This window comes from uncultured Rummeliibacillus sp. (assembly GCF_934216135.1).
Lineage (GTDB): Bacteria > Bacillota > Bacilli > Bacillales_A > Planococcaceae > Rummeliibacillus.
Window position 1 is genome coordinate 22,782 of record NZ_CAKQBI010000020.1, and the last position, 17,519, is coordinate 40,300.

The 17,519-nt window shown below is 34.1% G+C and carries 12 protein-coding genes; 2 read left to right on the forward strand and 10 right to left on the reverse strand.

The features are described 5' to 3' along the window. From Q0977_RS12555 to adhP, 5 genes are all read right to left on the reverse strand, one after another. Positions 1-207 carry an MbtH family NRPS accessory protein gene (locus Q0977_RS12555; protein ID WP_299514473.1) on the reverse strand — a complete coding sequence of 69 codons (207 nt, stop codon included), beginning with the start codon at positions 205-207 and terminating at the stop codon, positions 1-3. Then, entirely contained in the window at positions 191-7,210 is a 7,020-nt protein-coding gene (locus Q0977_RS12560) for a non-ribosomal peptide synthetase (RefSeq protein ID WP_299514476.1), read from the reverse strand. The genes Q0977_RS12555 and Q0977_RS12560 overlap by 17 nt, the downstream gene beginning before the upstream one ends. 14 nt (positions 7,211-7,224) lie before the next feature. Beyond that, on the reverse strand, positions 7,225-7,449 hold the full coding sequence (locus Q0977_RS12565; RefSeq protein WP_299514478.1) for a phosphopantetheine-binding protein: 225 nt from the start codon (positions 7,447-7,449) through the stop codon (positions 7,225-7,227). A gap of 7 nt (positions 7,450-7,456) precedes the next feature. Further along, positions 7,457-9,097 (reverse strand): (2,3-dihydroxybenzoyl)adenylate synthase, encoded by a 1,641-nt coding sequence (locus tag Q0977_RS12570; protein WP_299514481.1) that lies wholly within the window; start codon positions 9,095-9,097, stop codon positions 7,457-7,459. 814 nt (positions 9,098-9,911) lie between these two features. After that, positions 9,912-10,934: an alcohol dehydrogenase AdhP gene (gene adhP, locus Q0977_RS12575; RefSeq protein WP_299514484.1), complete on the reverse strand. Its 1,023-nt coding sequence runs from the start codon at positions 10,932-10,934 to the stop codon at positions 9,912-9,914. A 225-nt stretch (positions 10,935-11,159) separates the two neighbouring features. Here adhP and Q0977_RS12580 point away from each other — a divergent pair, with 225 nt between their 5' ends. Continuing rightward, positions 11,160-11,816: an MBL fold metallo-hydrolase gene (locus Q0977_RS12580; RefSeq protein ID WP_299514487.1), complete on the forward strand. Its 657-nt coding sequence runs from the start codon at positions 11,160-11,162 to the stop codon at positions 11,814-11,816. A 69-nt stretch (positions 11,817-11,885) separates the two neighbouring features. Here the strand turns inward: Q0977_RS12580 and Q0977_RS12585 are convergent, their stop codons facing one another. Further along, positions 11,886-12,056 (reverse strand): hypothetical protein, encoded by a 171-nt coding sequence (locus Q0977_RS12585; protein ID WP_299514490.1) that lies wholly within the window; start codon positions 12,054-12,056, stop codon positions 11,886-11,888. Positions 12,057-12,203: 147 nt separating this feature from the next. Beyond that, positions 12,204-13,097, reverse strand: a complete 894-nt coding sequence (locus tag Q0977_RS12590; protein ID WP_299514493.1) for a TauD/TfdA family dioxygenase — start codon at positions 13,095-13,097, stop codon at positions 12,204-12,206. Between the two features lie 723 nt (positions 13,098-13,820). Between Q0977_RS12590 and Q0977_RS12595 the strand changes: the two genes are divergently transcribed. Beyond that, positions 13,821-14,024, forward strand: coding sequence for a zinc ribbon domain-containing protein (locus tag Q0977_RS12595; RefSeq protein ID WP_299514496.1), 204 nt, complete (start codon positions 13,821-13,823; stop codon positions 14,022-14,024). A 93-nt stretch (positions 14,025-14,117) separates the two neighbouring features. Here Q0977_RS12595 and Q0977_RS12600 read toward each other — a convergent pair whose 3' ends face one another. From Q0977_RS12600 to Q0977_RS12610, 3 genes are all read right to left on the reverse strand, one after another. Further along, positions 14,118-14,774 carry an AAA family ATPase gene (locus Q0977_RS12600; RefSeq protein ID WP_299514545.1) on the reverse strand — a complete coding sequence of 219 codons (657 nt, stop codon included), beginning with the start codon at positions 14,772-14,774 and terminating at the stop codon, positions 14,118-14,120. A gap of 284 nt (positions 14,775-15,058) precedes the next feature. After that, a complete protein-coding gene (locus Q0977_RS12605) occupies positions 15,059-15,928 on the reverse strand; it encodes a methyl-accepting chemotaxis protein (protein ID WP_299514499.1) in 870 nt (289 codons plus the stop codon). 23 nt (positions 15,929-15,951) lie between these two features. Next, positions 15,952-17,409: an aldehyde dehydrogenase family protein gene (locus Q0977_RS12610; protein WP_299514502.1), complete on the reverse strand. Its 1,458-nt coding sequence runs from the start codon at positions 17,407-17,409 to the stop codon at positions 15,952-15,954. Between the last annotated feature and the right edge of the window lie 110 nt (positions 17,410-17,519).

The window sequence follows — 17,519 nt, forward strand, 5'->3', positions numbered from 1 at the left end:
CTAAATCAATTGTTCTTTCAAAGATTTTGGTCTTAAATCCGTCCAATTATCGCCAATGTATTGTTGACAATCCTTCTTTTGAGCAGGACCAAATACTAACTTCCATCCATTAGGAATGGCCAAAAATACTGGCCACATTGAGTATTGATCTTCTTCATTTTTTAAAACGATAAATTGTGCGTCTTCGTGATCAAATGGATTGTTCATGATAAACTCTCCCTTTCAATAATTTTTGTAATTCTTTTCCTATTACTTTTAAAGGTTCTGGTTGACACATGTCTTTATGACGACAATTGACAGGATACACCGAAATTGTTCCAACATATGGTTGCCAATCTGATATATCAATAGCTTCAAACCACTCTGGTACTATTGTAGATTGGAACAAATGCATTTCACATGTCGTTCTTCTTGGACTGTGTTTCTTTAGTAATGCGATTGAATTTTGGTAAGTAGTCATTAATCGCTTCATCGTCTCTTCAGATAAACTGGCTAATGCACTACCGTCTTTTTTCAATAAGCTAATGACATTTGATAAGGTTAATTCTCCTTCAACCAATTCCGGATCATAACCGCCTAAAGCTAATAAAGCAACAAGTGATTCCTCAGAAATATTACTTGGTTGATCTTTTCTTTCTTTATGATGTGGATAAGCGTCTAGTATAGCTAGTAAACCAACTTCTTCTCCTGCACTTTCCAGTTGGACCGCCATTTCATGTACAACATTTCCACCCAATGACCAACCCAATAAATAGTATGGAGCAGTAGGTTGAATACGCTTTATATGTTGGATATATTCTGTCGCCATTTCAGATAGAGTTGTAGGTAATTTCTCCTCTTTGGCTATGCCACTTGCTTGAATTCCGTAAATTGGTTGTTGAATATCTACATGCTGCATTAATCCTGCATAACACCAACTCAAACCGCCAGCTGGATGGACACAAAATAGTGGTTGCTTTTGAGTTGTTCCTTCTCTCAATGGCAATAGATTATTTAATGCCGAGTGTTCTTGATCATGATCAAGTCGTTGACAAAGTTTCTCAACAGTTGGGGCTTCAAATAAATGACCAATCGTTAATTCTTTTCCAAATAATTCTTTAATCCGTGACATCAGTAGAACAGCCAATAGAGAATGCCCACCTAACTCGAAGAAATGATCATCTATAGCTATTTTTTCTATATTTAATACTTCTTTAAATAACTGACACATTAGTTCTTCGTTTGGCGTTCTAGGCAACTTGTTAGATTTTGAATGATAAGAAGGCTTTGGTAAAGCCTTTTTATCTAATTTTCCATTATTCGTTAAAGGTAATGCTTCTAACTCTACAAATGCACTAGGTAACATATAGTCTGGCAAATCCTTTTGAATGGCTTTACGTATTGAATCTTCATCAAAATCCGATGCAACCACATAAGCGATTATGCGTAAATCGTCTACTTGATCTTCTCTTACAATGACAGCCACTTGGTTAACGCTTGGCTGACGTAATAGAACTTCTTCTATCTCACCTAATTCGATTCGGAAACCTCTAATTTTCACTTGATGATCGATACGGCCAATATAGTCAAGTTCTCCATCACTGGTCCAACGTGCTAAATCACCTGTACGATACAGTCTAGACCCCGCTTCTCCAAATGGATTGGCGATAAATCTCTCTGCTGTTAACGCACTTCGTCCCATGTATCCTCGCGCAAGGCCTGCACCAGCAACATACATTTCTCCAATTACACCTGGTGGAACTGGTTTGAGCCATTCATCTAATACAAATATTTTTAAGTCAGGAATTGCATTTCCAATAAGACTCTGATTATCACTATCTAATAATGTCTCCTCGACTTTTCGATAACTTACATGGACTGTCGTTTCAGTAATACCATACATATTAATAAGCTGTGGTTTATCAAATGGATGGTTTTGATACCATTTTTTTAGTCGATCAAACGATAATGCTTCTCCACCAAAAATGACATAGCGCAAAGATAATTCTCCACTTTGTTGAAGAACATTGGCATCTGCTTCGATCAATTGATAAAATGCTGAAGGTGTTTGATTTAATACAGTTACTTTTTCTTGAATAAGTAATTCTAAAAACGCCTCTGGTGCGCGACTAGTCTCAAATGGAACAACGATTAATCGGCCACCATATAAAAGTGCTCCCCAGATTTCCCAAACTGAAAAATCAAATGCATACGAATGGAAAAGTGTCCAAGCATCTGCTTCGTTAAAGTGATACCAATCATCTGTTGCATCTAATAATCGAATCACGTTTTGGTGAGGAACAATAACACCTTTTGGTACACCTGTTGAACCTGATGTATAAATGACATAAGCTGCTTGTTGAGGATGAATAGCAATTAATAAATTTGAGATAGATTGTTTACTCATATCCTTCAAAAACTCTTGGTCATGCCAAACAATTGTATGAACGCTCTTACTTTCTCTCTGATCCTCACTAATGATGAAACGAGGGTTCGTATTTTGAACGATATATCGAATACGATCTTCAGGATACATTGGGTCAATCGGTACATAAGCTGCACCAGTTTTCAATACACCGACTATTGCTACGATTAAATCAACCGATCTAGACATAATGATTGCAATATAGTCCTCTGTTCCCACGCCATTTTGTTTTAAATAGTGAGCAAATTGGTTTGCTTTTGCATTTAAGGTACAATAAGTTAATTCCTCTTTACCCAGTTTCACTGCTACATGATTTGGATACTGTTCTACCATTTCTTCAAATCGTTGAATAATAGATGAAGAACCGATAGTTGGCGTTTTAGGATCCCAATCATGTGTGATTTTTTCAAACTCACCATCTAACAAAATTGAATAATTAGAAATGGTTGTTTGAGCATTTTCAATAATCTGTTCTAGAATTGTATTGAATCGAAGTAATAATTGTTCAATAGTCTTTTGTTTAAATAAGTCTGTACGATATTCAGCCATTACTTCAATACCTTGTGCTTTGTCTTGACTATATTTTTCTCGCATATCAATAGACAGATCAAATTTAGAAGTCTTAGCAGAAATAACTTGCGCTTTTCCATTTTCTCCTTCCAAAGTAATGTTCATCTCTGGCGTATTTTGTAAAGCAAACATAACTTGGAACAACGGGTGTCTACCAGGTACACGTGTTGGATTTTGTAGTTCCACCAGTTGATCAAATGGAATATGCTCATTTTGATAAGCCTCTAGATTCATCTGACGAATACGTTGAACAAGTTCTTTAAAAGTAGGGTTTCCTGAAGTATCAAAACGTAATACAATCGTATTGATCAATAAACCAATCATATCTTGTAATTCTGCTTTCGAACGACCCGCAACAGGACTACCAATTGGTATATCTTCACCTGCGCCCAATTTTGTTAGTAATATTGCAAAGGCTGCTTGTAAAATGACGAACATACTAACTTCATGCGATTTTGCTAATTGTTGCAATTGCACATGTATATTAGGCGAAATTGTATATTCAATCGAATCCCCTTCTACAGATGATTGTTTTGGACGTTTATAATCATATGGGAGATTGAGTTCTTCTGGTAAATCCTGAAGTTGTTGTTTCCAATAATTCCGTTCTTTTTCAAGTAGACTTGAATAGCCCTTCATCGGCAAACGAAATACCTCTTCTTGCCATAACGTATAATCTGTATATTGAAAAGGATTGTTTTCAATCATTGTCTGATGATAGGCATTTTCAATTTCTTTTAAGAAAGTACTTAAAGACCAGCCATCAATACTAATATGATGAAACGTAAAAATAACAACATGATATTGATGTTCCACATTTAAAATAGTTGTAAACAAACTCGTTTCTGTCTCTAAAGAAATTGTATGTCTTGCAGCGATTAGCTTCTCTGTTTCAAGTTTATCTGAACGAATTTCTTTTGAAACATATTGTAAATTCGGATTTTTTACAATAATTTGTTTTGGTTCGCCATCTTTTGTTATATAAAGAGTTCTTAAAAGAGCATATTTGTTGATGACTTGAGTTATCGCTTCTTTTAAAACATACTCATCAATTAAAGATTGGAACGTAATGACAAGTGGTATATTGTAAACTGCACTTGGGCCTTCAAGTTGTTCAACAAACCAAAGTCTTTTTTGAGCAGCTGTTAGTGGTGCTTCTACTACATTTGTTCTCTTTACATTCGGAAGAAGATCACTATAGCTATCTAGCATTTCTGCTAATTTTTGGACAGTTGATGCTTCGAAAATGGAAGCAATTGATAAGTTCACCTTATATATTTCACGTATTTTAATAATAAGTTCTGTTGCAATTAACGAATGTCCACCAAGTGCAAAGAAGTCGTCTGTTATACCAACTTTCTCTACTCCTAAAACTTCAGAAAACATATCACAGAGCATTTTTTCACGATCAGTTGTTGGTGCAACATAATCATGTTCTACCCATTGAGGAGCCGGTAGTAATTTGCGATCTATCTTTCCATTATTAGTTAGTGGAAATTCATCTAATGGCATGATGAACATCGGAACCATGTAATTAGGTAATGTTTTAGAAAGTTGTTGTTTAACATCTTCTGTATTAATGTTCTTCCCAATCACATATGCAACTAATTGCTGTTGTTCTTTTTTATCTAGATGAATCATTACAAGAGCTTGCTCGATATGATCAAGTTCTTCCAGTTTGTTTTCGATTTCTCCCAATTCGATTCGGAACCCTCGAATTTTCGTTTGAAAATCTGCTCTACTGATATAGTCAAGCGTTCCAGAATGATTCCATGCGACTAAATCACCTGTACGATACATTCTTGAGCCTGGTTCACCAAAAGGATTAGCGATAAATCGCTCTGCTGTCAGTTGACTACGATGATGATACCCTCGTGTTACCCCTTGCCCAGCTATATATAATTCGCCAATCACACCTACTGGTACAGGTTGTAGGTATTCATCTAATACATATAACTGAGTTTGCGATAGAGGTTTACCAAGTGATGGCATATCTTCTATCATGCCATCAATTTCTTGCGTTGTTGACCAAATAGTTGTTTCAGTGGGTCCATACATATTTCTTACTAAAGCGCCACATGATTTTAAATCATTTGCCAATGAAATAGACAACGCTTCTCCACCTACTAAAATAGTCAAATTCTTCAATGCATCTGGTGAATGTTTTACCATCATCTTCCACAAAGTTGGTGTACCTTGCATCACCGTAATTGAATTCTTCGATATGGCAGTCTCTAATAATAGTGGATCGTGAATCGTATCGGATGTTGCAATCACAAGTTTCGCACCATTTATTAATGGAAAATAAAACTCTAGAATTGAAATATCAAACGAAATTGTAGTTGTTGCTAACCACGCATCATCATTCTTTAACGTTAATACAGAAGTCATTGCATCTAAGAAATTGGATAGATTATGCATCTCTACTAAAACACCTTTTGGTTTACCTGTAGAACCAGATGTATAAATCATATAGGCTGCATCATAAACAGATCTTTCTATCTCAAGATTTTCTGAAGACATGTTACACCAAGAATCTCGATTTAACATGAAAGCATTTGGAAACGGACTGTCCTCTTCCGATGTTAAAATACATGTAGGTTTAGCATCTTCACACATATATTCGATTCTTTCTTTTGGATATATGGGATCAATCGGAATATATGCTGCGCGCATTTTTAAAGTAGCGATCATTGCTATAAGCATTTCAATAGAACGATCGGCTATAATAGCAACAAAATCGCCTGCTTTTAGATTTTGTTTTCCTAACCATCTTGCACATTGGTTCGTAGCCTTCCACAACTCTTCATAAGTAAGACTTTCATCCTTATATTGTATTGCTATTTCATGTGGAGTACGTTTTACCTGTTGTTCCAATAAATCAATTACATCTTGATGGATGAACTTATTTCCATTCTTATTCCATTGTTGAGTTACACGGTTTCGTTCTGTTTCGCTCATCAGATGCAATAAAAACATAGGCTTGTCAGGATTTTCAATTACATCTTTCAATAAATACAAATAATGTTCAAAATGTTCTGCTAATGATTGTTGATCAAAGCTTCCACTATTCCCCAGTAAATCTGCCGTATAATGACCATTTTCCTCTGCAAAAATGTTTAATGAAATATCCTCTATGGGACCAATGGCAATTTTTTTCGTTGTTGCACTTGCTTCACCAAATCTAAACTCATGGTAAAATGGCATGATGTTTATTTGGGCTGAGCAAAAGCGCTCCTCTTTTGGTATTTGTAAATCTCTTCGTACTTGCTCATATCGATATTCTCCAAATGATTTTGTCTCTTGCATTTTTCTTTGGATTAAAGCAACGAAAGATTTAAAATCCATTTGTTTATCAACCGTAAAGCGCAGTGGCAACATATTCATCACTGTACAAGGTACATTCATCGAAGCATTTCCAAAACGATTCATAAAGGGAATATTTAAGACCACTTCATCTTTTTGACTATATCTTGCAATATATAAAGCCCAACTAGCAATTAGCACATCATGAAATGTCATTTTATTTGTCTTTGCAAAATGTTTTATTGTTTGCACAAACTCAGAAAGAAATCGATCATGATAACGAATAACAGGTGCAAATAATATTGGTTTTTTCTCACTTAAAGTTGCTAGATTTTCTAGGTCGCTTAAGTCAGATTTCCAAAATGTGCGAGCTTCTTTGTATCGCTCAGTAGATTGATAGTCTAATGATTCACGAATTACCTCTTCGTAGGAACCAAACGATTGTTTCGCAGTAGTTTGTTTTAAGAACGCTTTATATTTTTCTTGTACTGCACGTTCTAGTAATTGATAACTATATGCATCACTAACAATATGATGAATCATTAAAAACCAATAATGTGTCTGCTCATCTATTTTGAATAACGCTGTTCTATAAATCGGACCATGTTCTAAATCCAATGGCTTGTTAACTGATTGCTCCATCAGATTCACGACGAATTTTCCAGAATCCTTTTTCATCGAATAGTCATAATAAGGAATATCTATCTTTTCTGGAATACTCCATTCTTGATATAGCGTTCCATTTTTTGGAATGAATCGACAGTGTAAAGCGGTTGCTTCCTGAATCGTTTGAGAAACAGCTTTTTGAAGTAATTGAATATCAATTGGTCCTTTTATCTCCAAATATTCACCCGTGTTATAAGCTGCATTTTCTTCTTTCATCTGTTGTGCATACCAAATGGATTGTTGTGCTTCTGTCAGTAAAAACATTTGATCAACTCCTATTAATTTGCATGGATTTCGATTGCTTTTTTCCAACCTTCTAGAGATGGGTTTTCTGCAAACTCCATAAAATTCACGTTGATGCCTAATTCTCTAATATCTTCAACGATTGTCATCATGCGAATTGAATCCATACCGACATCAAGCAATGATTCTGTCCATTCGATTTCTTCTAAATCTTCATCCAAATACTTTTCAATTAATTTCATCAATTCTTCTTTTGTCATTTCAATATCAACCTTTCACAGAAATTTCGTTCTTTTTTTGTTTTAATATGTCTTGTATATAAACGCGAAGATCCTTTTTGCTAACTTTACCCAAATGTGTTTTTGGAAATGAATCGATCCATTCAATACGATCTGGAATTTTGTAAGAAGCTAGACCTCTTTCTCGTAGAAATGCTTTTAAATCACGTTTTTTAATATTATCATCATTCAAAATAACAAAAGCACAACTTTTCTCACCTAAATAATCATCAGGCATTGCAACAATTGCGACATCAAGTACACTTGGATGAGCTAATAGATGATTTTCAACCTCTTCTGCGGCAACTTTTTCTCCGCCACGGTTAATCTGGTCTTTATCTCTTCCTTCAACCGTCAAATAGCCTAAATCATTTATACTTACAAGATCACCTGTACGATAGAATCCATCCTTTGTAAAAGCTTTCTTGTTGTGCTCATCTGCTTTATAATACCCATGAATGGTATATGGCCCTCTTGTCAATAAATGACCCACTTCATTTCTAGGAACTTCTTGATCGTTATCATCTACTACAATCACTTCATCATAAGGAGAAAGTGGACGACCTTGCGTATGAACGACCAACTCATCTGGATCATCTAATCTTGTATAATTCACTAATCCTTCTGCCATTCCAAATACTTGTTGTAATTGACAGTTAAACGCAGGCCTAATTCTCTTAGCAATCTCAGCACTTAACTTAGAACCGCCAACAAGTAGAACTTCTAGACTAGATAAGTCTTTTTGTCTTTTTTCTACGACATTTAACCAATGGATTGCAATGGGTGGTACCAACGCACACATTGTAACTTTTTCTTTTTCAATAAGTGAAAAGGCCTCATCTGGGCTTGATCCATCACTAAGAATAATTCGACCACCGCCATAAATGGTTCCTAAAAAACCTGGCGAACTCATCGGATAATTGTGAGCAATTGGTAATACAATCAAAAATCTTGTGTTTTCTGTTACATGACAAATCTCTACACTCTTTTTTAGCGTATAGATATATTCATCATGTGTACGTGGAATAAGTTTAGATAAACCTGTGCTACCACCTGATAATTGTAAAAATGCTACATCGCTGCTTTTCACATCATTATTTTTTAGTGGTTTATCCTCATAAAGGGATACAAAAGATATATAATCTTCGCCTTGATCTCCAACAAGAATAATATGCTGTAAAGATTCTGTTTCGTCTTTCACTCTTTTTGCTAATTTTTCATAATCAAATGAGCTATAGTTTTTCGGACAAATATATGCTTTTGCTTCTGTAAACTTACAAAAATATGAAATCTCAGCATAACGATGAGATGGAAGTGCAAAAACAGGAAGTGCCCCAATTTTATAAAGTGCGAAGCAAGATTCGATAAATTCGATCCAGTTTGGTAATTGAAGAATTACTCGATCTTCTTTTTTTATCCCTAAAGATTGAAAACCACTTGCTAAAGCATTTGTTCTTTCTTCTAATTGTTGATAAGTGAATGTTTTTCCATATGCCAAAACAGCAATACGATTTGGAAATTGTTTAGCACGCTCTGTAAGCATTTCCCCTAATGTAATACCTTCCCAACATCCATTCTCACGATATTGTTTGGCACGATTCTCCGGCCAAGGTACAAAACCTTCTAGCATAATTCTCCTCCTGTCTTTATAAAAACTGCTCTATCGTAAACTTGTTGATTGTTCATCATCTCAAATAAAATGCCCCAATAGAGTAGGAAGTGTAACTAAAGCTCTTAATAATTTAAAATAAACTGTATGTATTCTTTAAATGACACAACAATTAGTCCAGGGCTTTGACTACTGATTTCCTCTCGATGAACACCTTAATCAACAATTAACTGTAATAGAACTTTCTAATTGAAAGTTGCAACTCAATTGGTAATGATAATCATTATCACTTGAGCATTAACTAGCATAGCGCTTGGTTTTTTTTTCGTCAAGAGCTTCCACAAGATTCCAGTCTAAATACTTATTTTTTAATTTCCACCCTATACTTTTTGTGTATAAATTTTTTACAAATATTGAAGAAAAGACACTTTCCACTACTTTTTTCACTCCATTTTATTTTCATTTATCAATTTTTGTTTTTCCAATGAATTAATTGACTATTTTCGCACTAAATTAATCCATAAATTTACAATTTATAGCATTTATCTATTTAAGATTTGTGCTTTTATTTAATAAAATAACAGCTTATAAAGTCGATTTTCAGATTAAATTCAATGAATGTTTAGTTTTTGGGATTTTAATAAACATCAAAATAGTCATTTTACAAAATTTAATTCAAATTACCTTACTTCAATCTCTATCAATTTTTATAAATCATTATGGCTTTTTAGGATATCCGAGAAAAGAATAAAAAAAAGCTGCTTCATTTAATAATTTCTATTAAATGAAGCAGCTTTTTATTCTATTTCAATATAACGATTACATCGAGTACTTATTACCCTTCATCTGCTATTTTTAGTACGATTCGTCCGTTAATCTTACCTTCTTCCATCTTATTGAACACGTCATTGATTTCTTCTAACTTAGCTGTTTCAATGATGGCGCGGACTTTTCCTCGTGCTGCAAAATCAAGCGCCTCTTGCATATCTTTTCTTGTCCCAACAATTGAGCCTTTTACGGTAACTCCATTTAATACTGTGTTAAAGATTGGAATTGGTAGCTCTTCGTTTGGTAGTCCAACAACTACTAAACAGCCTCCACGTTTTACAGATTCATATGCTTGTTCAAAGGCTTTCTTTGTTACAGCTACGCTAATTGCAGCTTGTACACCACCTAATTGTTCTTGAATAACTTGTACAGGGTCTTCTTTTAAACCATTAATGACAATGTCTGCCCCTAATTCTTTTGCAAGTTTTGACTTATCATCGCTAATATCTATGGCCACTACATTGAGTCCCATTGCTTTCGCGTATTGTAATGCAATATGCCCCAGTCCACCAATTCCATAAATGGCAACCCATTCACCCGGCTTTGCACCTGATACTTTTAATGCTTTGTATGTTGTTACACCTGCACATAAAATTGGTGCAATTTCAATCGGGTCAACATTGTCAGGAATTCTTGCTACATAATCTGCAGGTGCTTTACAATATTCTGCGTATCCACCGTCCACAGAGTATCCACCATTTAGTTGATTAAGACATAATGTTTCTTTACCATCTATACAATACTCACATTCTCCGCATGCAGAATATAACCATGGAATTCCTACACGATCACCAACATTAATAGATTTCACACCGTTTGCTACTTCAACAACAATACCTACCCCTTCATGACCAGGGATTAATGGTAATTTTGGTTTTATAGGCCAGTCCCCATGTGCTGCGTGTAAATCTGTATGACATACACCACAAGCTTCAATTTTCACTAAAACTTCTCCCTCTTCTAATTGGGGTTTCGAAACTTCTTTAATCTCTAACTCTTTTGAAAACTCATTCACAATTGCAGCTTTCACGACCTTCCACTCCTTTCGCTTTTCAGTTATATATATGATGGTAGATGCTATGACTATTCCTTATATAAAATTTGATATATTTTCAAGTAATATATATTATTTACATAAAGTCAAAATAAAAAGAATAGTCTTATAGATGGATGGTAGCGTAGATTCGAAGGAATTAAGTGGAAGTGTTTTATATACCAATATTGTTTCCCTACTTTAAAACTTAGGAGTGAAAATATGAAAATACTTAAGGTATCCCAAAATATTTACAAAGTCGAGACCTGGTTTATATTTAAAATGAGTGCATGGATTGTAACGGTTGATGATGGTGTATATATTATAGATACAGGTATGTCTTTTATGGGGAAAAGGATTTTAAAAGAAGCGGAGAAACTTGGTAACCTAAAAGCTATTTTATTAACACACGGTCATTCTGATCATGTAGGTGGGTTGAAAAAAATCCTAGAAATAAATGAAGTTCCTGTATTTTCTCATGAAGCTGATATCAAATATATGGAAGGAAAAGAACCTTTCCCTAGTAGAAAAAAGGCAGAGTTTCTTGTTCAATCAGGTATTGTACAGCCATTAGAAATGACAAATAGAAAATTAAATGATATCGAAGATTTAACCCCTATTCACACGCCAGGGCATTCCCCAGGTCATGTAGTGTACTATCATAAAAAAGATGGGGTATTAATTAGTGGCGATTTATTCACTTCTAAAAACGGTCAACTCAGAAAACCGATGGCTATGTTTACTGCTGATATGGATGAAGCTATAAAAAGTAGTCATGTTATTGAAGACTTGAAGCCAAATATTGTAAGCATTTGTCATGGTAATGATGTAAAAGAACCTTATAAACAAATGAAAAACTATCTAGCTACTTATTCATAAACTGTGATTTTATTTTAAATAACACTCGACTTAGATACATTACTATGTTTTTATGTGTAGAAATCCATTTTAAAATCTACTTATAAACCCTTTTCGAGCTTGTTCTAAAATTTTTTCTTCACAAGGATCACACCAAAATTTTTTATCTCGATTTACTTTATATTCACGATACTTCTTTGTTCCTTCTATTAGTTCGAACTTTTCTTTACAGATCATGCAAGTGGTTGTATAGGTAATCATTAGTGTATCCTCCCTAATATTGTATAAAATTAGTCTATAATATATTTTCATATTTTTCAAAAATATAAATTAAATTTATACTAAAAATGAGAAACCCACTAAAGCTGTTATATCAGCTTTCAGCGGGTTTTTGTTGTTATCTTAGTGCTATTTTTTTTGCAGTAAATTGCTTTCTTGCTTATGAATATTGACTGGAACGCTTTTCCCTACAGTAACTCGACGAACTACACGGTGCTGATTATAGTCTGCAACTGCATAATGCTGTGTAGCTAGATTATCCCAAATAACAACATCACCTTCAGACCATTGCCAACGAACTGTATTTTCTAAACGAGTTACGTGATCTTGTAGTATATTGAATAGTTTTTGAGATTCACTAGTCGAAAAGCCTTCCAAGTGTCGAACAAAGCCCCCTAATAATAAGTGCTTTTTGCCTGTTTCTTCATGTACATGAACAACTGGGTGTTTTGTTTTAAAGATTGTTGATTCAAATACAGAACGATAGTTATTTAATTGCTTGTTATCATCATTTTTATTAGCTAATGGAACGCGTGCATAATCGAATTCATTTGTATGCACTGCCCATAGTTGATCCGCTAATTGTTTCAAGCTTTCTGGTAATTCTTCATAAGCTGTATTTGTATTAGCCCAAACTGTATCTCCTCCATATTCAGGGATTGTTACGCCTCTCAAGATTGAATATTTTGGAACTTCAGGTACAAACGTTACATCTGTATGCCAGTGATTAGCTTTAGCACCTTGTTCTGAATCTAACTCAAAAATAAAATTCGTTTGATCTTTAACTGGAACTGTTGGATGAGCATATGGCTCACCTAGTAATCGTGCAAAAGCTTCCTGACTTGTATCATCCAAATGAGTTTGACCTTTGAAGAACAGTACTTTGTATTGATTTAATGCTTCTTTAATTTCTTTTAAAATATTATTATCGATATTTTCAGTTAATTTAACCCCTCTAATTTCTGCTCCTATTCTACCTGCCACTGGAATTACTTGAATTAGATTTGTTTGAGTTACTGTCATTTAAATCTCCTCCTAATCATCATTTTATTTTTTGTTGCAGTAAATAATTGCTGTTAATACGCTTACAATTTGAAAAGACTTTTAGAATAACTACTACAGATGAAAAATTAATCAAAACCTCCATTCTACTGTGAACATCTTTGGAAAATAAAAAGAGATTCAACAAAGAGCTCAAAGTGAACTCCTTATTAAATCTCCGGTTTTCCAGTCGATTTGTTCAACTATTTTAAATCTGGTTTATTCAACAACCATCTTTGATTATGGATATTACCAGATGATTAAATTGTATGTCAACCATTAATTTTATTATTCATATAAATTTAGTTGGAATAAGATATTGATTTATAATCCAATAGATGATAAATTATTAATCAATTCATATAGAATTCTTAAATGAATCAACTAGTCAACTGGAGATTCAGTAAAAGACATACGTTCTTTTGCTGGTTCTCTTATTTTTTTGAAAGGGGTTATTTTAATATGCAAAAGTCTGAAAAATTCGAAAGTAGGACACTTATCAATATCACCAAATGGTGTACTACAATCAAACAAGTAGAGTAGATAATTATCATTAGCAATGTCTTTAGTTTCACTGTTTCTCTCCCCGATTGTTTAGATTTATTTTTTAATAGTTAATCAGTGAAATTGTATTACTTGCGCTAAAATTTTGAAACGAAACTTGCCTTTCTTACGTATATGAATTATAGAAAGGGAGGCGACTTTATGGAAGACAAAGGTTGTATTAAATGTGGCAGTAGAAATGCAGAGAAGAAAGAAGTGGCGATGACCGGAACGGGTTTGTCTAAAATGTTTGATATACAGCACAATCAGTTTATCGTTGTCTACTGTAGGGATTGTGGCTATTCTGAGTTTTATAATAAAAAATCTTCGACTGGATCGAATATACTTGATTTATTCTTTGGTTAATCAGTGAAAAATGGGGTGCAAGTTCGATACTTGAGTTGGATCTTGCACCATTGTCAATCTTTGAACACAGTAAGAAGTGGATAAAATAATGAATCAATCATCATCTCTGAACAATTCTTTTAGGACTAGCTCAGGCGCTTCTATAAAACGTTTCGTTAAAATATAGTGCATTGTCTCTTCATATCTAATCATTTCTATTTCTGCATGATCAAAATTATAGATTGTAGCATTTGGATAACCAAGCAAAATTGGTGAATGGGTGGCAATAATAAATTGCGATTCGTTTTCTAGATCTTTGATGATCTTCATAAGACTTAGTTGCCTTAATGGCGAAAGGGCTGCTTCCGGCTCGTCCAATAAATAGATCGCTTTTCCTCCAAATGAATTCATAAACAGTGAAAGATACGATTCACCATGTGATTGGTGGTGGAGTGATTTCCCTCCATAAGCAGCGTATTTGTTTGGATTTTCTAATGCATCAATGTAACTCGCAAAATGATAGAATGTTTCCGCGCGAAGAAAAAAGCCCCTATTTACTTTAGGACTCCAAGATAAGCGAGTATAATCTCCTAATACGGACTCGGCTTTATCCACTTCAAAAAGAATGTTTCTACTTCCACCAGCCGCGTTAAATTCACATTTATCCGCAATTGCTTCTAATAGTGTAGATTTTCCAGTTCCATTTTCCCCTACAAAGAACGTTACATTACTTGGAAAATCCAGATATTCAAAATTCCTTAACCAGGGAATATTAAAAGGATAATTAGAAGAATCTAATACCTGATTTTTTCAAATATGATACTCGTTTTAGATACACCTATTCTCCTCCTTTCATTTTATAATAATCCTTTTTGTATCTTTATGAAAATTAAGTTTAAATAAAATTAAATAACTTGTATAGTCTTTTTCAAAAATTTAAGAATGGTTGATAAATCTTTATCAACATTATTTCTATTATTTTTTTGGACAGCAAAATGTCCCGTAATGCTTGTTCACTACGGGACGTTTTAGATGATGATATTAGTTTACACTACTTAAGCTTTGATAAGATCTTCTGTCATTTTAGATAGTGCCATAGCATTACTGCTTAGTTCTTGCATTGTAGCTGAAATTTCTTCAATTGCTGAGGCTTGACCATCAGTTACTGTATTAATCTCTGAGAAAGAATGATCTAGTTGTTTAATGGAATCATTAATTTCTTGAATAATCACATCAATTTTACCAACATTTTCTTTTGAGTTAAGTGCAAGTTTTCTTATTTCACTTGCTACAACGGAGAATCCTTTTCCGTATTCACCAGCTCTAGCTGCCTCAATCGATGCATTTAAGCCAAGTAAATTGCTTTGATCTGAAAGGTTTTTAACTGTAACAGAGATTTGTTTGATTTCACCTGAGTGTGCAGTTACTGTTTTTAATTGTTCCGATACATCTCCCATTTGGTTTGCTAGATTAGTAACAGAATTGGCAATCTCATTGATAGAAGATGTTGTTTGTTCTGTGATTGCTGAAAGGCTTTCGGCTACTTCTGACAATTTGTTAGCAGATGCTAAACTTGTACCAAGTCCGATTCCTCCAACGACTTTACCAGTATGGTCTTGAATAGGAATCGCTTTAGCTACTAAAGGAAATCCAAATAATTCTTTAGGTACAATCATGGCAGTATCTTTGTTTAATCTAATAGCATCTGTTATAACGTCTCCCTCAACCAATGGGTCACCAGGCTTCACATTTAGATTAAATGTATCTCCTGGTACATTGATAATGAGCTTTTCTGTATCATAAATACCAATTGTAATATCATCTTGGACTAATCTTTTTAAATAAGGTGCAACCTTTATAAATGCGTCTAGAATTTCATTTCTTTCTTCTTTGTTTAAAACTTCTTCTTCTAAAATTTGACTCATTGTTATTCCCCCAATATATCTAATTAGTATGGCAATATACGTTTTCCAAAGTTAACAGCAATCCATTTTAAAGTCGTAAATTCCTCTAAACTCCATTCCCCATTTAAACGACCAATTCCTGATTGTTTTTCGCCACCAAATGCAACAATTGGCTCATCATTAATCGTAATATCGTTTACGTGAATCATACCTGTATGAACTTTTTTGGCAAACTGAACACCTCTTTCAATATTTGAAGTGTGAACTGCGCCGCTTAACCCAAACTTCGTATCATTTGCCATATGAATAGCTTCTTCCTCTGTATCAAATGGAGTAATTGAAATAACAGGTCCAAATAACTCTTCTTGTGCGACTTTCATATCAGGTGTTACGTCTATCAAAACGGTAGGTTCTACAAGATTGCCCACAGTGTTTCCTTTTAAAATGGCTTTGGCTCCATCTGCAATTGCACTGTCGATTAAATCATTTAAACCTTTTGCTTGGCGTTCATTGATCACTGGTCCAATGATTGTTGACGGATCTTGTGGATCCCCTACTTTTAGTTGCGATACTTTATCCACAAATTTCGTTAAAAATGCATCATATAGAGAACGATGTACGAATACTCTGTTTGCTGACATACAAATTTGACCTTGATGTGTAAAACGACTAAATACGGCTGCATTGACTGCATAATCTAAATCTGCATCATCTAAAACGATGAAAGGACTATTGCCACCAAGTTCTAATAATGGTTTTTTAAAGTTTTGAATCGCTAATTGACCAATATGACTACCTACTTTTGTAGAACCAGTAAAGGAAATAATTCTTGGAATTGGGTGCTCAACAAAACTATCCCCTATTTCACTTATATCTGTTACGACAACATTCAGTAAACCTTTAGGAATACCTGCTTCCTCAAAAATCTTCGCTATTAATGTACCACCCATAATTGGTGTATTTTCATGTGGCTTTAATACAACTCCATTACCAGCTCCTAATGCGGGAGCAACTGACTTCATAGTAAGGAAGAATGGGAAGTTAAATGGACTAATAACACCAACAACTCCTGCTGGAATACGATAAAGGCGATTTTCTACATCATCAATAGTTGAAGGTAAAATCTTTCCTTCCATTCTTATTGGGAAAGTAGCAGCTTCTTTAATGATGTTTTTGACTAGCCCTATTTCAAATGCTGCTTTTAAACGTGTTCCACCCAATTCTTCGATAATAATTGTTGTTATTTCTTCTTCATTTGCTTCAATATAGTTCACTGCATTTTCTAAAATTGTCCGTTTATGATAAGGGTTGACTTGATCCCATTCTTCTTTCGCACTTTTTGCTGCTTCGTAAGCTAAATCTATGTCTTCAACGTTCGCCATTTTGTATGTACCTATTACTTCACCATTATATGGATTTGTATTGACTAGCTTATTGGCACTTTTACCTTCTCTCCACTCACCTGCAATATATTGTTTCTCGAAAATATCTTTTGATAACATGAGCAATTCCTCCTAAAGTTAACTCTGTTATTACCATCGACTAAATTTGATATTTTTCCACAAAAAGTTAAATATTTTAGTTTTGTTTATTTTTTATAATATATTGTAAG